At 60.2% G+C, this 25,220-nt stretch carries 17 protein-coding genes and 6 pseudogenes; 14 read left to right on the top strand and 9 right to left on the bottom strand.

Annotated elements, in window-relative coordinates; genetic code table 11:
• The first annotated feature begins 112 nt into the window (after positions 1–112).
• A protein-coding gene (locus R1T40_RS21575; protein WP_317387189.1) for an IS3 family transposase occupies positions 113–1,239 on the top strand; the annotation gives its coding sequence in 2 pieces (ribosomal slippage) (positions 113–377 and positions 377–1,239; 1,128 coding nt in all).
• A gap of 34 nt (positions 1,240–1,273) precedes the next feature.
• Here the strand turns inward: R1T40_RS21575 and R1T40_RS21580 are convergent.
• Positions 1,274–1,837 (bottom strand): annotated as a pseudogene (locus R1T40_RS21580) (IS110 family transposase); the annotation flags it as partial.
• 137 nt (positions 1,838–1,974) lie between these two features.
• Between R1T40_RS21580 and R1T40_RS21585 the strand changes: the two are divergent.
• Positions 1,975–2,274, top strand: a pseudogene (locus tag R1T40_RS21585) (integrase core domain-containing protein); the annotation flags it as partial.
• Between the two features lie 27 nt (positions 2,275–2,301).
• Here the strand turns inward: R1T40_RS21585 and R1T40_RS21590 are convergent.
• The 5 genes and pseudogenes from R1T40_RS21590 to R1T40_RS21610 all read right to left on the bottom strand — a co-directional run.
• Positions 2,302–2,990 (bottom strand): annotated as a pseudogene (locus R1T40_RS21590) (IS30 family transposase); the annotation flags it as partial.
• A gap of 40 nt (positions 2,991–3,030) precedes the next feature.
• Positions 3,031–3,273, bottom strand: a pseudogene (locus tag R1T40_RS21595) (IS481 family transposase); the annotation flags it as partial.
• A 139-nt stretch (positions 3,274–3,412) separates the two neighbouring features.
• Positions 3,413–3,979: a 3-hydroxyanthranilate 3,4-dioxygenase gene (locus R1T40_RS21600; protein ID WP_317387190.1), complete on the bottom strand. Its 567-nt coding sequence runs from the start codon at positions 3,977–3,979 to the stop codon at positions 3,413–3,415.
• A gap of 45 nt (positions 3,980–4,024) precedes the next feature.
• Positions 4,025–5,455, bottom strand: a complete 1,431-nt coding sequence (locus tag R1T40_RS21605) for an NAD-dependent succinate-semialdehyde dehydrogenase (protein ID WP_317387191.1) — start codon at positions 5,453–5,455, stop codon at positions 4,025–4,027.
• 127 nt (positions 5,456–5,582) lie between these two features.
• A complete protein-coding gene (locus R1T40_RS21610; protein ID WP_317385334.1) occupies positions 5,583–6,293 on the bottom strand; it encodes a GntR family transcriptional regulator in 711 nt (236 codons plus the stop codon).
• 107 nt (positions 6,294–6,400) lie between these two features.
• Here R1T40_RS21610 and kynU point away from each other — a divergent pair, with 107 nt between their 5' ends.
• The 7 genes from kynU (at position 6,401) to R1T40_RS21645 (ending at position 13,802) form a co-directional block, all read left to right on the top strand.
• Positions 6,401–7,651, top strand: coding sequence for a kynureninase (gene kynU / locus R1T40_RS21615; RefSeq protein ID WP_317385333.1), 1,251 nt, complete (start codon positions 6,401–6,403; stop codon positions 7,649–7,651).
• A 190-nt stretch (positions 7,652–7,841) separates the two neighbouring features.
• Positions 7,842–8,789: a tripartite tricarboxylate transporter substrate binding protein gene (locus tag R1T40_RS21620; protein ID WP_317385332.1), complete on the top strand. Its 948-nt coding sequence runs from the start codon at positions 7,842–7,844 to the stop codon at positions 8,787–8,789.
• Between the two features lie 61 nt (positions 8,790–8,850).
• Positions 8,851–9,273, top strand: a complete 423-nt coding sequence (locus R1T40_RS21625; RefSeq protein WP_317385331.1) for a tripartite tricarboxylate transporter TctB family protein — start codon at positions 8,851–8,853, stop codon at positions 9,271–9,273.
• Between the two features lie 12 nt (positions 9,274–9,285).
• Positions 9,286–10,791 carry a tripartite tricarboxylate transporter permease gene (locus R1T40_RS21630; protein WP_317385330.1) on the top strand — a complete coding sequence of 502 codons (1,506 nt, stop codon included), beginning with the start codon at positions 9,286–9,288 and terminating at the stop codon, positions 10,789–10,791.
• Positions 10,792–10,934: 143 nt separating this feature from the next.
• On the top strand, positions 10,935–11,915 hold the full coding sequence (locus R1T40_RS21635; protein WP_106165589.1) for a TRAP transporter substrate-binding protein: 981 nt from the start codon (positions 10,935–10,937) through the stop codon (positions 11,913–11,915).
• A 94-nt stretch (positions 11,916–12,009) separates the two neighbouring features.
• Positions 12,010–12,543: a TRAP transporter small permease gene (locus R1T40_RS21640; protein ID WP_317385329.1), complete on the top strand. Its 534-nt coding sequence runs from the start codon at positions 12,010–12,012 to the stop codon at positions 12,541–12,543.
• The gene (locus R1T40_RS21645; protein ID WP_317385328.1) at positions 12,543–13,802 is read left to right on the top strand and encodes a TRAP transporter large permease; all 1,260 of its coding nucleotides are present in this window, start codon (positions 12,543–12,545) and stop codon (positions 13,800–13,802) included. Before R1T40_RS21640 ends, R1T40_RS21645 begins: the two co-directional genes overlap by 1 nt.
• Here the strand turns inward: R1T40_RS21645 and R1T40_RS21650 are convergent.
• Entirely contained in the window at positions 13,797–14,744 is a 948-nt protein-coding gene (locus R1T40_RS21650; RefSeq protein ID WP_317385327.1) for a LysR substrate-binding domain-containing protein, read from the bottom strand. The genes R1T40_RS21645 and R1T40_RS21650 overlap by 6 nt on opposite strands.
• 19 nt (positions 14,745–14,763) lie before the next feature.
• Positions 14,764–15,558, bottom strand: coding sequence for an aspartate dehydrogenase (locus tag R1T40_RS21655; RefSeq protein ID WP_317385326.1), 795 nt, complete (start codon positions 15,556–15,558; stop codon positions 14,764–14,766).
• 186 nt (positions 15,559–15,744) lie between these two features.
• On the opposite strand from R1T40_RS21655, the gene R1T40_RS21660 reads away from it, so the two are divergent.
• The 5 genes and pseudogenes from R1T40_RS21660 to R1T40_RS21680 all read left to right on the top strand — a co-directional run bounded on the left by R1T40_RS21660 (position 15,745) and on the right by R1T40_RS21680 (position 23,511).
• Positions 15,745–16,698: a dihydrodipicolinate synthase family protein gene (locus R1T40_RS21660; protein WP_317385325.1), complete on the top strand. Its 954-nt coding sequence runs from the start codon at positions 15,745–15,747 to the stop codon at positions 16,696–16,698.
• A gap of 133 nt (positions 16,699–16,831) precedes the next feature.
• Positions 16,832–17,713, top strand: a complete 882-nt coding sequence (locus R1T40_RS21665) for a DMT family transporter (RefSeq protein ID WP_317385324.1) — start codon at positions 16,832–16,834, stop codon at positions 17,711–17,713.
• Positions 17,714–17,927: 214 nt separating this feature from the next.
• Positions 17,928–19,679 carry an LVIVD repeat-containing protein gene (locus R1T40_RS21670; protein WP_317385323.1) on the top strand — a complete coding sequence of 584 codons (1,752 nt, stop codon included), beginning with the start codon at positions 17,928–17,930 and terminating at the stop codon, positions 19,677–19,679.
• A gap of 431 nt (positions 19,680–20,110) precedes the next feature.
• Positions 20,111–20,344 (top strand): annotated as a pseudogene (locus tag R1T40_RS21675) (transposase); the annotation flags it as partial.
• Between the two features lie 998 nt (positions 20,345–21,342).
• Complete coding sequence (locus R1T40_RS21680) at positions 21,343–23,511, top strand: methyl-accepting chemotaxis protein (protein WP_106165677.1); 2,169 nt, start codon at positions 21,343–21,345, stop codon at positions 23,509–23,511.
• 484 nt (positions 23,512–23,995) lie between these two features.
• On the opposite strand, the pseudogene R1T40_RS21685 reads toward R1T40_RS21680, so the two are convergent.
• Positions 23,996–25,017: pseudogene (locus tag R1T40_RS21685) on the bottom strand (IS110 family RNA-guided transposase).
• Between the last annotated feature and the right edge of the window lie 203 nt (positions 25,018–25,220).

The raw sequence follows: 25,220 nt of genomic DNA on the forward strand, positions 1-25,220 counted from the left end.
AGTGTCACGTAGTGCCTATTGAAGTTGTCTAGATCTTCCTGACGTGGAGTGCCCCCACTGAAGTGGTCCACCTTTTGGGATAGGAATATCCCGTTTTCAGGAGGACGACGAGATGGCAGGCAAACGAGAGAAGCCCGAGGACATCGTGCTGAAGCTGCGACAGGTTGAGGTGCTGCACGGGCAAGGGAGCTCGGTTCAGGAAGCCGTTCGGCAAATCGGTGTGACGGTTCAGACTTACTACCGGTGGCGCAAGCAATATGGCGGGATGAGCCGCGATCAGCTCAAGCGGCTGAAGGAGTTGGAGACCGAGAATACCCGGCTCCGTCGCGCCGTGTCTGATCTTACCTTGGACAAGATGATCCTTGCCGAGGCCGCACGGGGAAACTTCTAAGCCCTTCCCGCCGCAGGCAATGCATTGACCATGTGCGGCAAACCCTCAGCGTATCGGAGCGCAGGGTCTGCCGCACATTGGGTCAGCATCGCTCGACGCAGCGCAAAGTGCCTTGTGGCCGACCGGATGAAGCCCGGCTGACCGAGGATATCATTGCGCTGGCCGAAGAGTATGGGCGCTATGGATACCGCATGATCACAGGAATGCTGAACAACAGCGGCTGGCACGTAAATCACAAGCGTGTCGAACGGATCTGGCGGCAGGAAGGGCTGAAAGTCCCGCAGAAACAGCCCAAGAAGGGCCGGCTCTGGCTGAACGACGGTTCGTGCGTGAGGCTGCGGCCAGAACGCCCGAACCACGTTTGGTCCTATGACTTCGTTCAGGATCGCACGCACGACGGACGGGTCTTCCGCACCCTGAACATCATAGATGAGTTCACGAAGGAGGCGCTGGTGATCAAAGTCAAACGCAAGCTCAACTCAGTTGACGTGGTCGATGCCCTGACCGACCTGTTTATCCTGCGCGGCCCGCCGGAATACATCAGATCGGACAATGGAGCCGAGTTCATTGCCAAGAAGGTGCGCGCCTGGATCGGTGCCGTGGGCGCGAAGACCGCATTCATTGCCCCGGGCTCACCTTGGGAGAACGGCTACTGCGAGAGCTTCAACGCCCGCTTCCGGGATGAGTTACTAAACGGCGAGGTCTTCACCACGCTGCGTGAAGCACAGATCCTCATCGAACGCTGGCGTCGCCACTACAACACGGTTAGGCCCCACAGCGCCTTAGGATACCGGCCCCCAGCGCCCAAAAGCATCGTCCTGATAGACCAAAGACCGACGATGCATTAACATTCAAATTGGACCACTCGATGGGGGCACATCACTCCAGAAAAGCGAAGAACCAATCGCTGCGAGAACTGCGGTGGAAACGATCAGCTTCAGGGAAATACAGCGGCAGGTAATGGGTCAGGACCCGGTGCCAAAGTTCGGTCTTCGAGCGCGAGACAATGCCGTGTGTCTTGGATAGTTCCTGCAGGTCGTTCGTGCCGCAAAGCATTGGATCGTGATAGAACTGCTCGTTCCCGATCTGCATCATGTGCAGGATGACCTGCGCGTCTTTCGGGTCGTTCTTGTCCCAGCTGTTGTTCAAGGCCTCACGGGTCCGTGCCAATGCGACCGAAGACACCAACTTTACCTCGAAACCAGCGACGCCGAGCCGATACGCCAGAGCGCGATGGTAATTGCCCGTGGCTTCAAACGCCACGCGCTCAGGACGGCCATAATCCGAGAGTGTGTCGATCAATCGGTTGAAGTCGTCGAGGTGGTTTAGAACAGTCAGGCGGCGGCGCGTCCTACCTGGAATAGCGATCAAGACTTCATGGCGGGCCTTAGCAATATCAACGGCCACCAAAACAGGCTCGGTCTGTGCAATACTGGTCTTGGTCATAGTCGGTCTCCCTTGCGGTGTGGTTTGTGCAAAACCACTGTAGGTACCTGAGACCCGGCTATGATCACCTGCTGCGCTATTTGGGGGCTGCGCAGCCAATCATAACCTCTAAATCAATGTCATTCCGAAGGTGTTACGGAACGGAGCTGACATCGAACGCCATCCTGAGATGGCAGGAGGACCGGAAGATCGAGTGGCACTACATCGCACCAGGCAAACCCATGCAGAACGGCTTCGTGGAAAGCTTCAACGGCCGTCTGCGCGACGAGTGCCTCAACGAGCATTTGTTCGCCAACTTGCGCCACGCCCGGGATCTGATCTCTGCTTGGCGCGACGACTACAATCACCTCCGCCCACACATGAGCCTCGACGGGCTTACACCGTGGGAGTATCACCAACGGTCAATACTGGACCAAAAACTGAACAGAGCGAACTAAAAAACGCGGACTCCACGGGGAGCAGGTCACGGGCCTGGTACGCTTGTTCGGGTTCTTCAAAAGCACCGTAAACCGGCTGACGCGCTCAACGAGTGATGTAACGTTCGATTGTCCAAAGCGCTGTTGGACAAGACAAGATCGGCCTCCCAGTGACCAAACTGGCGACGGTGCGCGACATCATCCGGTCGGAACAAGATGCTGACAGCACGGTCGAACTTAGGCTTCTGGCGCCTTCTGGCACGGCGTGGACGACGGGCTTTGCGATGCTCTGGCAGGTACCACCAGAGTTCCTGGTCCATGCCTTCTTTCGAGTAGATGTAGCGATAGATCGTCTCCTGGCAGACGCGCAATTTGGCTTCTTCATAGATCATCTGGTTGCTGATCTGCTCAAGCGTCCAGCATTGTTTGATCCGGGCGATCACGGTCTTGCACAGGTCCGGATGGCGGATCAGCTTTCGTTGCACGGATCGGCGTTTGTTCGTCTGCAACTGGGCGGCATGACCGAAGTACCCCGCATACTTCTTTGGGAAGGCATCGTCTGCCCAGAAATTGCGTTTGATCTCGCGATGAATGGTCGACTTAGAGCGCTTCAGAACCCGTGCCATCTCTCGAACGGGCACTTTTGCATGCCACCAATCCTCAATTCTACGGCGTTCTTTCAAGCTCAGTTGCGTGTAAACGGCTCCCGTGCCATGATCTCCTATTAGATAACTCATTGTTTTCTAATAGGAGTCGCACTTCAAAGTAGCGCGCTCCCAGCAGCGTGTGCCGTCGGAATGCGACGATCATCGCCTCCTCAACTTTAGAGAGAACGGTTGAACGCGGCTCCTTTGGGCCGGTCTTCAGATCCTCAACCGTCGCACGCTTGCGCCACTTCGCAACGGTCTTGGGATTGATGCCCAACTCCTTGCTCAACTGCCCGAGCGAAGCTTGCGATTATTGTATTGCAGCTCTGACGGCGTGCGTGGTCGTGGTGCTCCCGTGACGAACTCGTCCCATATGGCTTCCTTCCATTCCTGAGAAAGGATCGCACCATCAAATCGTGGGATCAAACACCTAAGCTTCGCATACGCTCAGCACAGCAAAAACAGCGCGCCCCTATGCGGAGCGCGCTGTCTGTCTGCCTTTTGTCGTGAATTCAGAGCTGTACCCAGCCCTCCGGGGGTTTGCCCTTGCCGGGGTGAACCTCGCCGCAGGATTGGCAGGTGCGTGCGTCGAGATCGGCGTGGAATGACTCGTAGATCTTGGGCAGCGCCGAGACGATGCCGTCGGTCCCTTCCAACGTGACCTCCTCGCGGTGGACGAGCGCCTCGCATTTGAAGCAGAACCACTCGAAGCCCTCGGTCATGCCGGGCTGGCGCGGCGCTTCAACGACGATGCCGATAGAGCCCTCTTGTGGGCGCTGCGGTGCGTGGCGTACATGCGGCGGCAGCATGAACACCTCGCCCTCGCGCACCGGAACATCATAGATTTTCCCGCCGTCGGCGATCTTGATCATCATATCGCCCTTCTGCTGAAAGAACCATTCCTCCACCGGGTCGTCATGAAAATCGCAACGGGTGTTGGGGCCGCCGACCACCATGACGATCATGCCGTCGCCGTCCTTGTGCAGCAGCTGGTTGCCAACCGGCGGCTTCAGTTTGTCGGCGTTATCCGCCAGCCATTTCTGGAAATTGAAGGGCTTCAGCGTGGGGTGGTTGGACATTTGTGACCTCCTTGGGACTGTAACTGTTGCCTTGCGTGCGATGCGTCAGGTGATGGACCGGGAATGCCAGACGTTCTTGACTGTCAGATAGCTGTCCAGGCCCTCGGCGCCGCCTTCGCGGCCCTGGCCGCTGGCCTTGACCCCGCCAAAGGGAGTTTCCGGCAGCGAGGCCTCCAGCGTGTTGATAGACAGGTTGCCGACCTCGACCTCGTCAATCATCCGGTCGATGTAATCGGCGCGGTTGGTCATGCCATAGCCTGCCAGCCCATAAGGCACCGCGTTGGCGGCAGTGATGGCCGCATCCAGATCCGCCACCGGGTTCAGCACCGCAATCGGGCCAAAGGGTTCTTCCTGCATGATCTGTGCCTCAGGCGGCACATTGGCCAGCACCGTCGGCTGGAAGAAATAGCCGCGGTCTCCCAGCCGCGCGCCGCCGGTCAGGAGCTCACCACCCTTGGCGACAGCATCCTCCACCAGCGCCGTCAGAACCGGGATACGGCGTTCGTTGGCGGTCGGCCCCATCTCGACGCCCGGTTCCATACCGTTGCCCACAACGGTGGCGGCGGCGCGTTTGGTGAAGCGGGTCTTGAATTCCTCAAAGATACTGTGATGCACAAAGAACCGTGTTGGCGAGGTGCAGACTTGACCGGTGTTGCGCATCTTACGGGTAGCGCCACTGAGCGCGGCCTTTTCCACATCTGCGTCCTCGCAGATGATGACCGGTGCGTGGCCGCCCAGCTCCATCAGCGCGCGGGTGTCATGGCGCGCCGCCAGCGCCGTCAGCTGGCGCCCCACCGCGGTGGAGCCCGTCAGCGCCACCAGCTTTACCGCTGGCTGCGGGATCAGAAATTCGGAGATCTCCGCAGGCACGCCGAACACCAGGTTCAGCACTCCGGCTGGCAGACCCGCATCCTCGAATGCGCGCACGATATGCACCGCGCCACCGGGCGTTTCCTCGGCCGCCTTCAGGATGATCGAACAGCCCGATGCCAGTGCCCCTGCGACCTTGCGAGCGGGTTGGCTCATAGGGAAGTTCCAGGGCGAGAACGCCGCCACCACCCCGATCGGATGATGATGAACCGATAGCTTGGAGCCCGCTGCCGCCGGGATGACACGGCCATAGGCGCGCATTGCCTCGCCCGCGTCCCATTCAAAGAACTCGGCACCGCGGATCACTTCCAGCCGGGCCTGCGCCAACGGCTTGCCATGCTCGGCAGTGATGGTCAGGGCGATCTCCTCTTGCCGCTCGCGCATCAGCGCGGCGGCGCGCAGGATGATATCGGCGCGATCCCGCGGCGCAGTGCGGCTCCAGATGGCCAGCCCTTTTTCCGCCGCCGCCAGTGCATCCTGCAGATCCGCGCGCCCGGCGCAGGGCAACTGCCCCAATTCTTCCTCGGTCGCCGGGTTGACGACAGCGATGCTGCGCTCCGCCTTGCGCCAATGGCCATCGATAAAGAGGTTGAGATCGGGATACATATGCCTGCGCCTCCTGCATTGAACGGCCCGATTAGGCGCAGGCCTGGCACACGCGTTCAACTGATATCCGGGAAAGCTGATATGCCGTTTGCTGATAGCAAGGCTGCAGACTCGCCCAAGAGATGCGCTAGGCCTGATCCTCTACCCGGTCAAAGAAGCGACGTGTAAAGCCCGCGTGTTCTTCCAGCAGACGTACCGCCTGCTCCTCGTCGCGTGCCAGAACCGCCTCCATGAGCTTGGTGTGGTGGGCAATGCCAAGGGCGGCGCGACTATGGGCGATCAACTCCGGGCTGCCCAGAAACTTGTCGCGGTTGTCCCCCGTGAACATGCTGAAAAAATGCCGGTCAAGATGGTTGGAAATCTGCGCGTAGAACAGGTTCAGCCACTGCGAGCGCGACGCCGCAAGCAGCGCCCTGTGAAAGCCCCGGTGACGGTCCGACCACACCCACAGCTCATCCAGATCGCTGGTCTCCGCCGGTTCGGTCGCTTTGGCCAGCAGGTGGTGGCTGGACAGAATCGCCGCCTCCCAAGCGTCGTCGCCATGCGCAATCGCCTCGCGCAGCAGCGCGGTTTCGATCACCAGGCGACAGCCTTCCAGATCCATGAGTTCTGCCTGGGTCACCGCCGCAGCGCGGAAGCCGCGGTTGTTCTCCATCACCACGAATCGCTCGCTCTCCAAGCGCCTCAGCGCCTCGCGCATCGGCGTCACGCCCAGGCCGCTTTCTTTGCCCAGCGCCGGGATCCGCAGCGGCGCCTCGGGTGGAATTTTCGCCTCAATCAACTGCTTGAGCAGGAATTGATAGGCCATTTCCGATTTTGACGACGCGGGTAAATCCATTGATTGACCTTCAGAAGTATAATCGTATACGATAAATCAAATCATATACGATTGAAGTGTGCATATTGGTTTTATCAGTTGCACACCCAGCCCGAGAAGGAAAGCCAATGGCCCTTACCCCCACCCGCAGCACCGCCGAGGCTTTGGACAGTCAGGACCCGTTGGCGCACAAGCGTGACGAGTTTTTCGTCGAGGAAGGCACCATATATCTGGACGGCAACTCGCTGGGTCCGGCGCCCAAAGCAGTATTCGACAGCATCGACCGCACCATGCGCGAAGAATGGGCCAAGGGGCTGATCCGCAGCCACAACACCGCCGGCTGGTTCATGCTCACCGACACTCTGGGCAACCGCCTCGCCCGGCTGCTGGGCGCCGGCGAGGGCGAGATCGTGGTCTGCGACACCACCTCGCTCAATATCTACAAGACCCTGCACGCTGCACTTTCGATGCAGCCCGGCCGTCGCAAGATCGTGGCAGAGGGCAGCTCATTTCCGACCAATCTCTACATGGCGGAAGGTGTGCAATCGACACTGGAGGGCGCCACCCTGGCGCTGGAAGGCCGGGACGGCGGCCGGATCGAGGATATGATCGACGCCGACACCGCGGTGGTGATGCTGAACCACGTGGACTACCGCTCTGGCGTGATCCGCGATGTGAAGGCGCTGACCAAGCTCGCGCATGAGCGCGGCGCGCTGGTAATGGTGGATATGTGCCATTCTGCCGGGGTGATCCCGGTTGATCTACACGACCTGAACGTCGATTTCGCCGTCGGCTGCACCTACAAATACCTCAACGGCGGGCCGGGTTCGCCTGCCTATGCCTATGCAGCCAAGCGCCACCACGGCAAATTCACCCAGCCGCTCTCAGGCTGGCACGGCCATGCTGCCCCCTTCAAGTTCGAGCAGAGCTACCGCCAGGGCGAGGGCGCCCGAGCGCTGCTGTGCGGCACCCAGCACACCCTGTCGATGCGCGCGCTGCAGTCTGGGCTGGCGGTCTTTGACGATGTCGAGGTCGTCGACCTCTATGCCAAGGGTCGGGCGCTGTCGGACCTGTTCATCCAGCTGGTCGAGAGCTTTGCCGAAGACTTCGGCATTGGCTTTTACAGCCCCAAGGACGGCACGCTGCGGAACGGTCAGGTCTCGCTGACCCACACCGAAGGCGGCTATGCCATCGTGCAGGCGCTGATTGCGCGTGGCGTGATCGGCGATTTCCGCCAGCCCAACGTGATGCGCTTTGGCTTCACGCCACTGTACCTGCGGTTTGCCGATGCCTGGGACGCCGCCAACCACCTCTACGAGGTGATGAAGACCGAGGAGTGGAAAGAGGACCGCTTCAACGTCGTCAACACGGTGACCTGACCGGTTGCCGCGCCCAGCGCGCGGCATTTCCCCATACCTTGACATAACGGGACCAACCGCCTTGGCGGCGTCTCCCGTGATGCCCCCTGCCCTGCGCCTGAAGCTGCACCCCAAGAATGCAGAAGGGTGCCCCTTAGCCCCCACGAGCGCGCAGAGGCCAATAATTTTTCAAACCCAACGGGAGGACCACATGAAACTCAACACCCTGCTGAAGACCGCTGTCTTTGCGGCTGTCGCCGCGCTCAGCCTGCCGCAGACGGCTGCCGCCTGGACGCCGGAAAACCCCATCCTGCTGCGCATCGGTTTTGGAGCCGGCGGCGAGACGGACACTATGGGCCGCGTACTGGCCGCCACCATCGAACGCCAGACCGGCTGGGATGTGGTGGTGGAAAACCGCCCCGGCGGCGGCGGCGTCGCGATGCTCAGCGCCCTGGTTGCAGAAGATCCCGACGGGCTGGTCATGGGCATGGCGGTCAACATCCCGCCACTGATGGCGCTCAGTCAGCGTCCCGACTCGGTGCCCTTTACGCTGGACAGCTTTGACTACATCGGCACCGTCACCGTGGCGGAGACCGCACTGATCGCGGGCGGTGAGGCGGCGTTCTCCTCGATTGGGGAACTGGTGGAATTTGCCCGTACGGAAGGCTCTGCCAAAATTGCTTGGGACGCGCCGGACGCAAAGGCAATCCTGCAGAAGATCGGCCAGCAGGAAGGCGTTAGCTTCCGCATGGTCAAGGCCGAGAGTGGCGCGGAAATGAACAAGCTGCTGCTGGGCGGCCAGGTCGATGCCGCCTTTGGCACCGGCGCCCATCTGCCCTTCGTCGAAGAGGGCCAGATGAAGACCATCGCCAGCCTGTCGGACAAGCGGCTCAGCTCGGCGCCCGATGTGCCGACGCTGATCGAATCCGGTCATGATTTCTTCATTGCGCCCTATTTCTATATCGCGGCCCCCGGCGGCCTGCCCGCCGAGGTGAAAACCGCGCTGGCTGATGCCATGGACAAGGCGGTGGCAGATGACGCGGTGCAGACGGTCGTGCAGAACGCGGTCAGCGCCCCTGCGCTCAACCTCGGAGCTGAGGGCACCCGACAAATGATGCACGACTCGCTGGCACCCGTCGGTGCCCTGTTTGACCAGTAAATCCCAGACCCGACCTCGCGGCTGCAACTCGCGCCGCGGGGTTTTGCGACAGGAGAAAACCATGACGCTGCACCGCCTAACGGGTGTCTTCTTTGTCATTTTTGCAGTGGCGATGATCTGGGGCGTCATCCCGGCGCAAACTGAATCCGTCTACCCCGATGGCTCGATCCCGCCCGAGGTTCTGCCCATGTTCTATGCCGCGATGATCGGCCTGTTCGGCGTTGCGCTGGCTTGCCAGCGCGCGGAAGCAACCGCGCTGGACCTGCGCCAGGGGGCAAAGACTGCCGGTTTTTTCCTGCTCGCACTGGTCGGGGTGCTGGCGATGCAGCACGTCGGCTTTCTGCTGGCCGCTCCGGCGCTGGCGCTGGTGCTCTTGTGGCTGGTCGGCGAGCGCCGGCCGCTGTGGCTGGCCCTGGGCGGTCTTGGCGGGCCACTGCTGATCTGGACCGTTTTCGAAGTCCTGCTGGGACGTCTCTTGCCCTGAGGAGGGGGTGCGATGGTGCCGTTTGATGTAATTCTGGCAGGGCTGGCGGGGACATTCACCCCGGTGGTGCTGCTTTATGTGTTGGCTGGCGTGGTGATCGGCCAGTTTGTCGGGGCGGTTCCCGGCATTGGGCCGGTCATGGCGATTGCCATTGCCATTCCTTTCACCTTTGTCATGGACCCGCTCGTGGGAATTTCCTTCCTGGTCGGCATCGGCAAGGGCGGGCTTGTTGGCGGTGCGGTGCCTGCGGTGCTGATCAACACCCCCGGCACGCCCGATGCTGCGGCAACCGCATTCGACGGTTTTCCGCTGGCACGGCAAGGCAAGCCGGTGAAGGCGATGCGCATGGCGCTCTATTCCTCCGTCACTGGCGACACCGCCAGCGATATCATCCTGATTACCGTCTCCGCGCCGCTGGCCATCGTGGCCCTGAAACTGGGACCGGTGGAGATCCTGTTCCTGCTGCTCTTTGCCTTTACCGTGATCGTCTGCCTCGTCGGCGGCACAATCGCGCGCGGCGGTGTTGCGCTGTTCCTCGGGCTGCTGCTTGCCACGATCGGGCTGGATCCCGAATACGCCACGCCGCGACTGATATTTAGCCAGACCGAGCTTTATGACGGCATTCCGCTGGAAGCCATCGCCCTTGGTATCCTCGTACTGCCGGAAGTGCTGCGCCGCCTGGCACAGGGCAGCGGTCTGTCGCACCCCGCGATCGAGATCCCGGCAGGCCAGCCTGCCGCCGACCGCCGCATCAGCTGGCGCGAGTACTGGTCCTGCCGCTTTGCGATGCTACGCGGTGCCTCGATCGGCACCGTGCTGGGGGCACTGCCCGGCATCGGCTCCACCGCGGCGGCCTTCATCGCCTATGCCGCCACTCGCGCAAGCGCCAAGGATCCCGAAAGCTTCGGCAAGGGCAACATCCAGGGCATTGCGGCGGCGGAATCGGCGAACTCCGCCGTAGTTGGCGCCAATCTGATACCGCTGCTAACGCTGGGCATTCCCGGAAGCGTCGGCGCCGCCCTGCTGATCGGCGCATTCAAGATCCATGGCATCCAGCCGGGGCCACTGTTGTTCGACCAGCAGGCAGAGCTGATTTACGGGCTATTCGGGGCGATGATCGCGGCCAACTTCATGAACTTTTGGGTCGGTCAGGCTGGCATGCGGCTGTGGGCCACGGTGGTCAAAGCGCCGGAACTGGTAATCTTTACCCTCGCATTGCTGCTCTGCATCACCGGCGTCTATCTGGGCGCGGGTGGCATGTTCGGTCTTTATACCATGCTGGCCTGCACGTTGTTGGGGCTGTTGCTGAGCGCGCTGGGAATCTCGGTCATCGTGTTCATCATCGCCTTCTTTCTGGGCAGCCGGTTCGAGACCACCTTGTCGCAAAGCTACAGCCTCACCGGCGGATCGCTGCAGGAGCTGGCGAACTACCCCGTGGCGCTGGCCCTTCTGGTGGTGAACCTGGCCTTCATCGCCCTTTTCACCCGCAATCGGCATCGCCGCGCGCTGCCCGACTGAGCGCCGCCCCAAAGGGGCGCTGGCATAGCGCCAAGCGCCCCTCTTGGTATATCATTAATTAATATCAGATTGCCGTGTTCCAAGTTGCTGAACTATCAGCTGCTTCCCCATGCTGGGCCAAGCTCGCAAAAGGGAGACCACACATGGCATATCTGAAGTCACTCAAGACCGCAGCAGCGGCGGCAACGGCCTGCTGCCTTGCCCTCGGCGCACAGGCGGCGGAGTTCCGGCTGGGTCTGTTGACCCCGCCACCGCACATCTGGACCAAGGCGGCAGAGGCCTTTGCCGCCGATCTCAACAGCGCCTCGGACGGTGCGCACAGCGTACAGGTGTTCCCCGCACGCCAGCTGGGCAACGAAGCGCAGATGATGCAGCAGCTGCAGACCGGCGCGTTGGACATGGCGTTCCTGACCGTGGCAGAAGTGTCCAACCGCGTGCCGGATCTGGGCGCCTTCTATGCCCCCTACCTCGCCACCGACATCGACCATGCCGGCCGCATACTGCGCTCCGACACCGCTCGCGAAATGCTGAAGCCGCTGCCGGCAAAGGCCGGTGTTGTCGGGCTCGGCCTCGGCATGGCGGGTCTGCGCCAGATCGTCTCACGCGAGGAGGTGACCAGCGCCGAAGACCTCAGCGGGCTGAAGCTGCGGATCACGCCATTTGCGCCGATTTTTGACTTTTACGAAGAGCTCGGTGCGGCGCCAACCCCGATGCCACTGCCCAGCGTCTATGATGCGCTGGCCAATGGTCAGGTCGACGCCATCGACATGGACGCAGAACTGATCTGGGTACTGAAGTACCATGAGCACGCCAAAACCATCGTGCAAAGCGATCACATGATGTTCCCGGTGGTCGGGCTGGTCTCGGCCCGCGTCTGGAAGGACTTGGGCGAAGAAGACCGCGCGATGATCGCAGAGCTGATGGCCAGGCATCTGGACAGCACCATCGACACCTACGCCACCAAGGAACCGGAGTGGCTGGACAATCTGAAGGCGCTGGACCTGACGATGACCAAGGCCGGGCCAGAGTTCTTTGCGGATGTCATCGCCGAATGGGACAGCAAATGGGCCGCCAAATCGCCTTCGCTGCCCGCCATCCGCGCCGCGGCTGAGGCGACCCGCTGACCGTGCACCGCCCCGCCGTTACGGCATGGGCGGATGCCCCGTGCGCCTCCGCCCATGCCCTGATATTCCTCACCCAACCCATGGTTTCACCCTGATGCTTCAGACTTTTTCCCGGCGGTGGGCGCGGGCGGAACTGGCCTGTGCCGCCGCCCTCGCCGCCGCGATCACCGCGCTGATCCTGCTGAACGTGCTGACCCGCAGCGTTGGCTTTGCGCTCTACTGGGTCGATGAGCTTGCGGTCTATGCCATGATCTGGATGACGCTGCTGGCGGCCTCGGCGGCGGTCCACCACAAGGACGCGGTCGCCGTCACCATCGCCACCGACGCCCTGCCGCAGGATGCCGCGCGTGTCCTTTCACGCCTCGTCGACGCGGTGATTTTTGCGCTGGCGCTGCTGACAGCCTGGTTCTGCTGGCGCTGGTTCCTGCCGCTGGAATTTGCGCGCGCGGGCTTTGACGTCGAGACCTTTCAGGGCGCCACCTTCAACTTCATCTATTCTGAGCCCACCAACACGCTGGGCCTGCGCAAGGTCTGGGTCTGGTCCATCATGTGGGTGTTTGCCTTCGGCCTGATCCTGCACAGCCTCAGCAATCTCACCACCGCAACCGACCGCAAGGGCACATCCTGATGACAATCGCCGTTTTCATTCTTTGCATGTTTTGCGCGGTGCCGGTCGCCTTTGTGCTGATCCTGACTGCAATCACCTATGTGCAGGCCAGCGGCAACGCGGTGCTGCTCGACAGTTTCGCCCAGCAGCTGTTTTCCGGGCTTGAAAACTACGGCCTGCTGGCGATCCCGCTGTTCATGATGACTGGCGAGCTGATGAATGAGGGCGGCATGACCCGGCGGCTGGTTCAGGCGGCGCGGGTATTTGTCGGCGGTTTTCGTGGGGGTCTTGCCTATATCAACCTTCTGGCCAACATGTTCATGGCGGCGATCATCGGCTCTGCAGCCAGTCAAATCGCAGTGATGAGTCGCGCCATGGTGCCCGAGATGAAGCAGGAAGGCTACCGTCCCGGTTTTGCCGCGGCCACCACCGCTGCGGGTGGCCTGCTGGCGCCGGTGGTGCCACCTTCGATGATGTTCGTCATCTACGGCGTGCTGGCGCAGCTGCCGATCGGCGATATGTTCATCGCTGGCATCCTGCCGGGGCTATTGCTGTTTGGCGCCTTTGTTATTGTCATCACCCTCATCGGGGTCGCACAGGGCTTCCCGCAGGGGCAATGGATGTCGCGATCAGAAGCTGCACAGGCCCTGCTGGGCTGCCTGCCCGCCAGCCTGATACCGGTAACCATCATCGGCGGCATTCTGTTCGGCATCGCCACGCCCACTGAATCTGCTGCCGTCGCCTCGCTGGCGGCCTTTACCATGGCCTGGTTCTCCGGCCAGCGGCTGACTTTGCCGCGGCTATTTCGCCTGTTCCGCCGCACCGCCGTTAACTCTGGCATGGTGGTCTTCATGATCGCGGCGGCCAATGTGTTCGGCTGGGTAGTGGTCTACGAGGCGCTGCCGCAGAAGCTGGCCGCATCGATCACTGCGATCACCAGCGACCCGTTCCTGTTCCTGCTGATCGTCAACGCGCTGCTGCTGTTCGTGGGGATGCTGATCGACGGCATCGCGGCGGTGATCTTGGTCACTCCGATCCTGCTGCCGATCGCCACCGGGTCCTATGATATCGACCCGTTCCAATTCGGCGTGGTGATGTGCCTGAACCTGGTGCTGGGGCTGCTGACGCCGCCCGTCGGCGTGGGGCTGTTCATCACCTCGTCTATGACCGGCATCCGGGTGGCCGAGATCCTGTCCGCGCTGTGGCCGTTCCTGCTGTCGGTGGCGGTGGTTCTCGTGGCGCTCAGCTACTGGCCGCTGCTGTCCACGGCGCTGCTATAACTGCTCGGCAGCGGCCTGCTCAAGATAGCCGATCAGCGCCTCGGCGGCCGGCGACAGCCGCGCCTTGGCGTTCAGTGAAATGCCGACCGGCCCGGCACCAAAGGGCACCTGCCAGTCCAGCCTGGCCAGGCTACCCCAGGCGATGTCCTGCTCCGGCACATGGCGTGGCATCAGGCAGATTAGCGGACGCCGCTGCAGCAAGCTGCGATTGATCAGAAAGGAGACCGAGTCCACGTAAGACGCAGGCGCATACATGCCCTGGCCGCCAAAAAACATGTCGACCTGCCGCCGCAGACTGGTTTCCGGCGGGGGCAGAATCCATCCGAAGGGCTTGAGATCCTCGAAACTCAGCCCACTTTGGCCCGCCAGCGGATGATCCGGGCCGGTCACCGCCACGATAGTTTCATCGAACAGCTTGCTCTGCGCGATCTCGTCGCGGTGGCGATGGGTAGGCAGCCGCCCAACCACCATGTCGATCGCGCCGCGTCGCAGAGCGGGCATCAGCGCGTCATTGGTGCCTTCAACCACCTTCACCGCCACATGCGGCCGCTCGTGCATCAGCTGGTCGATCGCTTGCGGCAGCAGCCCTGAAGAGGCCGCCAGCAGCGAGCCGATCACCACCCGGCCACTGCTGCCGTCGTTCAGATCATCCAACTCCTGCGCCGCGTTTGACACCTGCGCCAGGATCAGCTGCCCCTGCCGGATCAAGGCCTCTCCATAGGCGGTGGGGATCACGCCGCGGTTGGTGCGGTCAAAAAGCTGGACTTCAAAGTCCAGCTCCAGGTCCTTGATCATCTTGGTGGCTGCCGGCTGCGAGACGTTCAGCTCCCGCGCCGCGCCCTGAATGTTCTGATGCTGCCCCACCGCAACCAGCAGCCGCAGCTGCCGGAACTTCAGCCGGGTCTGTACCTTTTCAACGATCCGGGTGTGGCGGCTGACCATGTGGCATCTTCCTAGCGTTTCAGAATTTCATGCGCTCGGCATATTGATTGATGCTTGCTATCACGCTCATAGCAGCAAGCGAAGAGGTGCGCGGGTTCAACGGCAGCGGGTTGCCCTCGATGGAAAAACGGAAAGAGCCGAAATCACCCTCCGCCTCGATCTCGTGGATGTTGCGACTGATGCCGGGGTCCGCCAGCAGCTCTACCTGCGTGTCGTCAAAACCGATGCCTGCCAGGGCCACCGCCGCGGCGACATTGGCGTTCTTGGGGTACTGCAGCGCGGCCTCGCGGGCGCTGCCGCGGAAATGCACCTGCGCCGCACCGGTCAGCGCGCCAAGGTCCAGCACTGCCTCGGCCGGAGAGCCAACCCAGCCCTGCGGCGGCTTGCGGCCGATGTAACGTACCGCTTGCAGCGTTCCAATCCGGCCCGCGCGCAGCGCATCCAACGCGCCAATCGCACCGGAGACCAGACGGATACTGCCGCCGCCCTCCTCTGCGGCGCGGTCCAGCTCCTGCAGCAGCGCCGCATCCGCCAGCGCCCCGATCGACACCGTCAGCAGATCATGCCCCGCCCGAAGGATCTTCACCCCGTGCTGCAGCAGCGCGCCATGGCCCGCGCAATCCACGAAGAGATCGATGCCCTCCCCGGCGTCTGCGGCCTCGGTTACAAAGTTGAACTGGGTGCCGAATTCACCTCGCCGCGGCACGATTTGATTCTCCGGCACAATGACCGCAGCAATGTCTGTCTGGCTGCCTGCCAACTGGTCCACAACATACTGCGCCATGGCGCCAAACCCGATGAGAGCAATTTTCATTCCGCAGTCCCCTTGCATTTGCCACTGTGATAACTGCAGTTCAGGATGGCCTGATGCTAATTCTGGTTATACCAAGATCACTTCTTTGGATTTGTTTTCTGCCCGGCTGATCGGGATGCTCCGCACTGACCCAATGATGGCCCCGCGCGGCGCGCGCCCGGCCATTCAGCGAACAAGGATCGGCGCATGAAATACTCAAGACACGAAGCCAAGGATTATGCCCGCGAACATATGCAGGGGATCTGGGCCGCAGCCCTCAACCCGTTCAACGCGGATCTGAGCCTGAATGAGGTCGGGCTGCGCAGCAACATCCGCCACTGGATCGACGATCTGGCCATCCAGGGCCTGTTTATCGCCGGCAAACAGGGCGAGTTCTTCTCGATGAGCCTGGAGGAGCGCAAGCGCAACTTTGAAATCGCGGTCGACGAATGCGGCAGCAAGGCGGGCACCATCATGTCGGTGTCAGACCAGAACTTCAACACCGTGCTGGAGTTAGCCAAACACGCCGAAAACTGCGGTGCGGATTACATCGTGGTGCATGCCCCGGTGCTGAGCTTTGTGCAGGACAAGGGTGAGGTTCTGTATCAGTATTTCAAGGCGCTCTGCGATCAGCTGAACATCGGCATCGCCATGTGGAGCCACCCTGACAGCGGCTACCTGATGCAGCCCGAGGAATGCGCCCGCATCGCCGAGCTGCCCAATATCGTCGCCATCAAATACTCGGTCCCGCGCGAGATGTACGTGCGCCTGTCGCATATGGTGGGGGACAAGATCCATGTCTCCACCGCCTCGGAGGATGAATGGCTGGACAATATCGAGGAGCTGAACTGGAAGCTCTATCTCTGCTCCTCGCCGCCCTATCAGCTGCAAACCCGCAATGACCGGCGCATGCACGATTACACCCAGCTCGCTTTCCAGGGCAAATTCGACGAGGCCCGCACCCTGCGCGACAGCCTGAACCCCGTGCGCGAGGCGATCGCCAGCAGCCGCCCGGCGGACAAGCCGCAGGCCTTCGGCAAATACTGGCAGGAGCTGCTGGGTCAGGTCGGCGGCCCGGTGCGCCATCCGATGCTGAACCTGACCGAGACGGAAAAAGCCACCATCCGCGAGGCGTTCGAGGGCTGCGGGCTGAAGCTCTGAACGGCAGCGCCCGCCGGGCGGCGGCCTTTCTGCCCTGATCTCCCGGCCCTGCACTGATCAGGCCGCGCGGACATACACCCGCGCGGCCTGATCATTCCCCCTGCCCCTTGATTTTCAGCCAGCTGAGGTCCCTTTGGGAGAGCTCTTTGCCCTGTGTTCTGCCGCCTGCTACGGGATGGCCGGCGTCACCATCGCCCGCAGCCGCAACCAGCGGCGCGGCGATGGCGGGGTGTTCCTGTCGGTGCTGGTGACTGCACTGCTGACCGGGGCGCTGTGGCTGCTGGCTGGTAGCGCACCGGTGCTTCCAGCGGATGGCACCCACTGGCGGGCGCTTGGCCTGTTTGCCGTGGCCGGTGTCTGTGCGACAGTTCTGGGGCGATTGTTTATGTACCGGTCGACCGAAATCCTGGGTCCGGTCGGTGCCGCCATGTTGCGCCGCCTGATCCCGCTCTTTGCCATACCGCTTGCCATCCTGCTGATCGGCGACTGGCCTGGTCCTGCCGAACTGGTGGGCGGGGGGCTGGTGGTGGCTGGGGTGTTCGCTTTCTCCGGCAGCGCGGCTCCAGTGGGAGCGCTGGCGGGCGTGTCGCTGGGGCTGCTGTCGGCGGCCAGCTACGCACTGTCCTACGGCCTGCGCAAATTGGGACTGATGCAGCTACCCGACCCGCTGCTGGCGACCTGCGCCGGCGCAAGTGCAGGCTGCCTGTGCTATCTTGGTTGGGCATTTCTGTACGGCAGCAGCGACAGCAGACTTACAAGGCTGCACTATCTGCTGGTCGACCGCAGCGCCGGATTTCTTGGCACAGCGCTGCTGCTGTCCGCAGGGCAGACGCTGCAGCTGGCGGCCCTGCTGCACACTTCTGTCACCAGCGTGGCGCTGATCGGGGCTCTGGATGTGCTGTTCAGCGCCCTGTTTGCCACGCTGCTGCTGCGCCAGCGGATGCAACTGACTCCACGCGGGCTGATCGCGGCTTTGCTGGTCGGACTGGGTAGCGCGCTGCTGCTTCTGAACTGACCCCCGCGCGGGCTGGGCATGAAACTCCCCCTACGGACCGGCCTGTGGCTCAGAGCAGAGCGCAACTCCGCAGTCCCAGCTATTCGATTATTGGCTATCCAGTTTCCCGGAATGCGAATTGAGCAAGGCCGGGCATGACGTAGGCTTTCGAGCAATCACAACAAGCTGACGGAACCGCAACAGCCTCACGTCAGCGTCAAAACAGGGGGCCTATATGCCTGAGTTTCACCATCTGCCCGTATCTCTGACCCTCGCCGCGAGCCTGCTTGCATCTGCAGCATACGCCGCGGGTGGCGGCGGCGGAGAACCCGGTGTCATCGACATCCGCGACCCGATCGTCCAGCGCTGGTTCGAGGCCACACCGCACAACCCGCCTGCCCTGCCAGAGCCGGGACGCGACTACGGCCTGATCGGCGAAGGCGGTGCCTTTGTTGCGCCAGACGCCGCACCGCTGTCGTCCTGGGCGCCAAATTTCCCCGGTCAGCTGGACGGCTGGGACCAGAACTCCTATGCGAAAAACGTCGATGTGCTGGCTTTCTACCCCACGGTCACCTCGCCCTGGCATGCCTGGGCCAATGCCGTCGATATGGATGGCAAACGCTATCTCTACACCCATGACCGCGACTACATGCGGGTGCTGGACATTACGGATCCGGCCAATGCGGTCGAGGTCTACAGCGATGGCGGCGTTTGGGGGCCGGAGGGCTCCAGCGAAGAATTCGACAGCAAGAGCGTCACCGAGTATTTCGGCGGATTGACGATCGTCTGGCACGCAGGGCTGCAAAAGCACGTTGCTGTCGCCTCATATGAGATCGGCCGCTTTGGCGTCATGGGGCGCAAATCCGAAGACCCCGAGGGCATTGCCCTGGTGCGCAACTATACCTCGCTGAAGGGCTTTCGGGTCTACGAGATGAACGGTCCCACCCCGGACGACTGGACGATGATCGCCGAGCGCACCACCGACCGTGCCAACCCGGACGCGCCCATCGGTGCACAGCAGGGGTCTGGATCTCTGGATGCCCCGGCCTGGACCGGCGGGCGCTACATGGTTCTGTCCGCAGCCCCCGACGATAGCTTTGCGCTGACGGAATACCCCGACTATGTGCATTCTCCCGGCTACCAAATCTGGGACATGAGAGATCCGGCCGACCCTGTGTTCGTCAGCCAGCTGTCGGTACCGGGACAGGACATCGACAACGCCGCGGACCTCGCCGCTTATCTAGAGAATCCGCGAGCAGGCAATCGCACCTCCTGGATGGGATCACGCAACCCGCTGGCCCTGCCCGTCCCGATAGAGGACGGCGGCACGCTTGGCTTTGGTGGCATGGGCGGACTGGGCTTCTGGACCTTCGATGTCAGCGACCCGGCCAACCCCACACCGCTGGGCGACCTGCAGGTCGCACCCAGCTATGCGGGCACAGAGTTCGACAATGTTGACGTCAGCCAGTACGCCCGCACCGGGCATGTATTCTCAAACGGCTACCCGATGAATTCGAACTGCTATGAGCCCTACAAGGACATCTTCTCCATCGACGTGTCCGATCCGACCAAGCCCGCTGTTGCCGCGACCTTCCCGCGTCCACAGCCACCGGCAGAGGCCGGTTTCACGGACTACTGCCAGCGCGGTGGCAGCTTCGGGCCGAAACGCTCCGGCGGAATCGACCAGCCGGGCGGCGGACGCGACGGCGTGGTGGTCTATGCCTTCTACAATGCCGGCATCCAGATTTTTGACGTAGAAGATCCCACCAAGCCGGAGATCTCCGGCTACTACGTGCCCGCCTTTCCTACCGCGGATGAGGTGCCAGACTGGACCTTTGACAATGCGGTCTTTGCGGTATTCGTGGAATATGACCGCAATATCATCTGGGCCTTTGCCGTGAATGGCGTCTATGCGCTGACGTCACCGCTGCTGGGAGAGCCGCTGACCAGACTGCCCGACGCGCCCTGGCCGCCGCGCGAACGCTGATGCCGGGGGGGGGGGGGGCGACTGCCCTGGTCGCGCGCCCCTCCTTCAACAAGAGGTCGCGCTCTCTCCTCTACCGGCAGGCTTACCGATCACGAAGGCTGAGCCTCCCGACACATTCCGCCTATGCGGCTGGAGCCTGGCGAACTCCACACCGTGATCTGCATACTCGTCACTTTGACGAACGACGCAGACGCCGCTTCCCCTCGACGCCGGGCATGAGTTTAGCCTCCGCACCAGCGGCGGCGCAGGTGATAAGGACCTGATGGAGTTGATGGATATCAGCCATCTTTGAATTAATCTGAACGCCGCAGAGTACGATGTCCCCCCCCGATCAAGATGGACCAAAGAGCCGATGCGCGCCTTGAGGTGGCTTTGCTGCGCAAAGACGAAGAGGGATTCATGTCGTGAAACCGGCATGTTAGTTGGACTGTATGAGCAGATCCATCCCGCCGAGCTACAAGACTAAGAACTGGCCGGCCTACAAAGAAGCCATCAAGCAGCGTGGGTCCCTGACGATCTGGTTCGATCCGGAACTGGTCTGGGTGCCGCTACCGAACGGCAAGCGCGGCCGGCAGCCGCAGTATAGCGACGCCGCGATCCAGACGTGCCCGACCATGAAGGTCCTCTTCGGCATGGCGCTCGGACAGACGACCGGTTTCGTCGAGTGAACCGCGCCAGGTTTGCCGGAGGCTCCAACTCATGAGTAGGATGGATGCCAACGTACTATAAGCTTGCGCGTTTCGTGCGGTTTCCATGCTCCCCCCCTGTCGAGGGTTTTTTGTGCCGCTGGACAATGTGGCTCGGTTTTTTTGTTGTCGACTAGGCAGAATGACTTGGAAGCAAGAAGCTGACCTACGTGCTCTGTGCAGCTCAAGTCTCACTTGAGCTCATGGCTACGACCCTTCGCTGCAGGTGCAATCGGCGGCTCCCAGCCCAATCACGACATTCATGCAGGGTGCAGCGAAGGCGCTGCTGCGAGCGCGAGAGCTTTCCCGAAAGCCGCCGTTCAGCAGGCGGTGGCGGCCCTGGCCGATGCTGCGGTCAGCTCCAAGGGCAGCGAAGCGCAGGAAGCAGACTTTGCAAACTTGGAAGATCAGACCTGATTTACATAGCCAAGACAAATGGCCATAGCTTCGGATTTACACCAGAGAAGTCATTCAAGTCCCAAGGCAAAAGTCGTGACGGGTGAATGGTTGCGACTTGGACTGTGCAAAGAGCCGAAGCTGGGTTTCTGGCCAGTGTTGGAATTCTTAACCACATATGAGATGCGATCTCCACTCCTTGTCCCACGGAGATTTCTGAATGCTAACCCTAGGTTCCCCAAGAAAAATTGGCTGACCCGAATTGGTGCGGAGGGTTTCCAATGGATGCGCCTGTTCGTGAATATGATTCGCAAGTGGAAAAGCAATCCAAACGTGTGTTTGGTCTCACGGTGATCCGAAATTTTGCAAATTCCCGCCCAAAAAACAACCGATAGATGAACGGATCTTCCTTAATCTTTTTGCAAGTGTGCTGCATCAAGATCTTCCGAGCTTAATAATTTCAGTGCCTTGCGGCCACACCACGCAATATCGCAAAGCAAACAACTTTTTCGCTGGGTGCTCAAACCGCCAACTAGTGGTGAAACCTTGCTTGGATCTTGCGTCTTTATCGGAGGTTTCTAATGGAAAGACTATCAATATCTGCCCGCGTCTTTTCGGGTTACATCACAATGTTCTTTATGGTGGTAGGGTTAGCTGTTTTTGGCTTCATCGCTGTAACGACACTGGGAGCCACCTTCAAGAAGTACCGCGAGTCCGCGCGTCAGACACTTCTGGTTAACCATTTCGTAACTGAGACTTTTGAGGCGAGACTGGCGGCTTTGAAGTACCGCATTTCTCCCGATGATGCCGCCGCTTCTGAAGTCCGAAAGAACGTCCAAGATATTGTCGAAGACGCGCGCTTAGAAGCAGTTTTCGCGGATCATCCAGATATGCTGGTTGAGCTGCAAGGCCTAAAACAGATTGCAGTTTCTTACGGCAACTCATTTGATCAGATGGTTGGTTTGCAGAAACAGCGCAATGATCTTGTAAAGAAGATTGTTGAAGTCGGTCCCCAGATGCGTTTGGCGCTCACAGAAATTATGGAAACAGCCTACCGGGATGAAGATCTTGAGGCGGCATTCTATGCGGGGATAGCCCAGCAAGAGGTGATGCTGGGTCGGTTTTACATGGAACGATTCCTGCTCAACAACGATGAGGGGGCATTTAATCGCGTAAAACAGCATTTTTCTAGTGCAGAAGAACAAATGCACACCCTTCTGAAAAGCCTGCAGAACCCACGTCGCAGAGAGCTAGCCGAAACTGTCAAAATGCTAAAAAGCGTTTACGTTTCGACAGCGGAAGAAATCCATTCCGTCATCGCGAACCGTAACACCATTCGTACAAACGAATTGGATGCAATCGGGCCAAAGCTTCGGAACCGCTATGGGGCAGTGATCGAAGCTGCCGTTGCCCGCCAGGACACTTTGGGTCCCGAAGGTCAAACCATTGTGGACAGGATGAGCTGGCTTATGCCTTTGGTCGGAGCTCTCGCGGCGCTCACCTCAATCGTCCTTGCTGTAGCGATCGGTCGCTGGATCGCTGGAGCAGTGCGGGGTTTGGCCGACCGAACTGAGCAACTGGCAGGCGGAGATATGGCTGTCCAGATTACCGGCGGCGAACATAAACATGAACTGGGACGAATGGCCCAAGCCTTGCTAGTGTTCCGTGACGGCGAAATCGAACGCCGCAACCAAGAGAAGCGTGAAAAGCAACGCTCACAGGAAATCGCTCAGGCCGTTGAGAACTTGAGTGGAGGCCTGCAAGATCTCGCCAATGGCGATCTCACGATTCGAATGTCAGAAGATGCGAGCGAGGAATTCCGTGATCTCTATGTCAACTTCAATCAATCTCTTGAACAGTTGTCCGATACAATCGGGTCGGTCAAGCAAGTAACTGCAGGTGTCGGGAGTACTGCGGAAGAGATCACCCAAGCAGCCAATGAGCTTTCCCACCGGACGGAAAGTCAGGCCGCGACACTTGAGGAAACCGCTGCAGCTCTTGAGGAACTGACCTCTACGGTGAATGCTTCCGCAGATGGCGCACGAAAAGTCGATGAAATTGTTTCCGAAGCTAGGTCGTCTGCGGAACTCAGCGGCGAGGTTGTCAACAATGCCATTACCGCAATGTCTGAAATCGAAAATTCGTCTGAGCAGATTTCAATGATCATTGGTGTTATCGATGACATAGCTTTCCAGACAAACCTGCTTGCATTGAATGCTGGCGTTGAAGCGGCGCGAGCCGGAGAAGCTGGGCGCGGTTTTGCTGTCGTCGCATCGGAAGTCAGGGGACTAGCACAGAGGTCGTCTGATGCCGCTGGTGAAATTAAGCAACTGATCAGCGAGAGTAACCAACACGTGGGGAATGGTGTGAAGCTCGTCGGAAAATCTGGCGAAGAACTGCAACAGATTATTGGGAGCGTGACCACGATTTCAAACCACATTCGTGAGATTTCCAACGGTGCTGCAGAACAGTCAATTGCGCTGAACGAAATAAATACGGGCGTCTCCCAGCTTGACCAAGCTACTCAACAGAATGCTGCAATGGTAGAACAAACGTCTGCTTCTTGCCAACTTCTGTCGAAAGACGCGCACACACTGAATCAGGAAATCTCAAAATTCAAAGAGAAAAATGGTGCAGAGAAGCCAATGACTGAACCACAAATTCCTCTTGTCCATCGCCTGTCTTCGGTAGTGGAAAATACTATCGAGAAAGATCTACCTCCTGCGGCCGTAGGCTGGGGTAATTTCTAACTTGGGCGACATGGGGGCACTCTAACACATTCGCAATTGAATCAATGTCATATCACATGTTGATCCGATACAAGTCTACAGCTGCCCAATCTGGTTCCAGAACCAGGTTGGGCTACTTCAGAATTCAGGCACCTTTTACAGGTTCGTCTCACATGAAGGCAGGGCAATAATGACTTTCAGAATGAGTTTCCGCCCATTAGGACCGCCCGAGGTCCTCGAAATCCCACCCTCAGCGAATGTCCTGTGTGGATGGCTCCTGCATAGCAAGACATATTTGATCAGAATTGTGCATTTGTCAGAAGCAGCCATGTGTCCGGCCTGTTTGCGCGGTTTTGACCGCTGGCCCTGATGGGTGCCGCAAACCAAGTTCCTTACAGCTTAGCGGGCTATGACGCCCGGGACATTCGGCGGAGTGTCTTGGATTTGGCGGCAGACTTATGCACCATCATCTCGCGGGTCTTGCTAACTCGTGGTTCCTTTCTTCTCAGGCTGCCGTACGGGGGCCGTAGGGTTCGTCGCGGGTCAGGACAGCCCAGACGATCCTGGCGGTCTTATTGGCCATGGCAACAGTCGCTACACGGGCGGGTTTGCGTTCGAGCAGTGACGTCAGCCACTTGCTGGCACGTTCAGGGTGGGACCGCGTTTGTCGGACCAGTGATGTCATGCCGACGACGAGCAACGAGCGTAAATACTGGTCACCCATCTTGGTGATCCGTCCCAGCTTTTCCTTGCCTCCGCTGGATTTATTGGCAGGCGTCAAGCCCAGCCAAGCGGCGAACTCCCGGCCATTTCGGAACTGATGCCCGTCGCCGATGCTGGCGATGATCGCAGAAGCCGTCACCGCGCCGACGCCGGGTATCGTGCGCAACAAACGGACACGCGCATCTTCTTTGGCCACTTGCTTGAGGCGCTCTTCATACCATCGGATCCGCTTATGCAATGCCATCAACTGTTCTGACAGGTTGCGGATCACCTCATTGGCAATGTCTGGCAAGTCGAGCACTTCACCAAGTGTGATATCCTCAGCAAACCCAATCACGCGGGCCAGTCCTCTGGGGATGTAGACACCGAACTCAGCAACCAGGCCACGTAGGCCGTTGATCAGCTGCGTCCTTTGACGGACCAAAAGGTCGCGAGCCCGATGAAGCGACAGCAAAGCTTGTTGCTCAACCGTTTTGATCGCAACAAAGCGCATCGTGGGTCGTGTCACGGCTTCACAGATTGCCTCGGCGTCGATTGCATCTGACTTCCCTCGCTTGACGTAGGGCTTCACATACATCGGTGGGATCAAACGCACCTCGTGGCCCAAGGCCGTCAATTCGCGGGCCCAATGATGGGCGCTGCTGCAAGACTCCATACCGATCAGGCGGGTTCTAACTTAGCAAAGAACGGCAGAAACTGCGCCCGTCTCAGGGGCTTGTTGAACAACACATCGTCGTTCTCTGCGATACCATGGACTTGGAAAACGTTCTTGGCCAGGTCAACGCCGATTGTGGTAACTTGCATGGGGTGGCTCCTCTCAAAGCAGATTTAGACACCTGCATTATGGCGCATTGCGACGCCGGTTGAAGCAGGAGCCATCCACCCCATCAGCTTGGCTAACAATCAAAAAGTCTGAGCGATTGCTTCGCAGTTGTCTTTGCCTGATGGCGAAGCATCTAACCAATGTCTGGAAAGGGCTGACAGCAGTCATCTGACGGCTGGAACCT

The organism is Tritonibacter scottomollicae, from assembly GCF_032924845.1.
Taxonomy (GTDB): domain Bacteria; phylum Pseudomonadota; class Alphaproteobacteria; order Rhodobacterales; family Rhodobacteraceae; genus Epibacterium; species Epibacterium scottomollicae.

Coding starts and splice junctions, on each gene's coding strand:
- R1T40_RS21600 (WP_317387190.1), bottom strand. CDS start 3,979: ATGTCCAACCACCCCACGCTGAAGCCCTTCAATTTCCAGAAATGGCTG.
- R1T40_RS21605 (WP_317387191.1), bottom strand. CDS start 5,455: ATGTATCCCGATCTCAACCTCTTTATCGATGGCCATTGGCGCAAGGCG.
- R1T40_RS21610 (WP_317385334.1), bottom strand. CDS start 6,293: ATGGATTTACCCGCGTCGTCAAAATCGGAAATGGCCTATCAATTCCTG.
- kynU (WP_317385333.1), top strand. CDS start 6,401: ATGGCCCTTACCCCCACCCGCAGCACCGCCGAGGCTTTGGACAGTCAG.
- R1T40_RS21620 (WP_317385332.1), top strand. CDS start 7,842: ATGAAACTCAACACCCTGCTGAAGACCGCTGTCTTTGCGGCTGTCGCC.
- R1T40_RS21625 (WP_317385331.1), top strand. CDS start 8,851: ATGACGCTGCACCGCCTAACGGGTGTCTTCTTTGTCATTTTTGCAGTG.
- R1T40_RS21630 (WP_317385330.1), top strand. CDS start 9,286: ATGGTGCCGTTTGATGTAATTCTGGCAGGGCTGGCGGGGACATTCACC.
- R1T40_RS21635 (WP_106165589.1), top strand. CDS start 10,935: ATGGCATATCTGAAGTCACTCAAGACCGCAGCAGCGGCGGCAACGGCC.
- R1T40_RS21640 (WP_317385329.1), top strand. CDS start 12,010: ATGCTTCAGACTTTTTCCCGGCGGTGGGCGCGGGCGGAACTGGCCTGT.
- R1T40_RS21645 (WP_317385328.1), top strand. CDS start 12,543: ATGACAATCGCCGTTTTCATTCTTTGCATGTTTTGCGCGGTGCCGGTC.
- R1T40_RS21650 (WP_317385327.1), bottom strand. CDS start 14,744: ATGGTCAGCCGCCACACCCGGATCGTTGAAAAGGTACAGACCCGGCTG.
- R1T40_RS21655 (WP_317385326.1), bottom strand. CDS start 15,558: ATGAAAATTGCTCTCATCGGGTTTGGCGCCATGGCGCAGTATGTTGTG.
- R1T40_RS21660 (WP_317385325.1), top strand. CDS start 15,745: ATGAAATACTCAAGACACGAAGCCAAGGATTATGCCCGCGAACATATG.
- R1T40_RS21670 (WP_317385323.1), top strand. CDS start 17,928: ATGCCTGAGTTTCACCATCTGCCCGTATCTCTGACCCTCGCCGCGAGC.
- R1T40_RS21680 (WP_106165677.1), top strand. CDS start 21,343: ATGGAAAGACTATCAATATCTGCCCGCGTCTTTTCGGGTTACATCACA.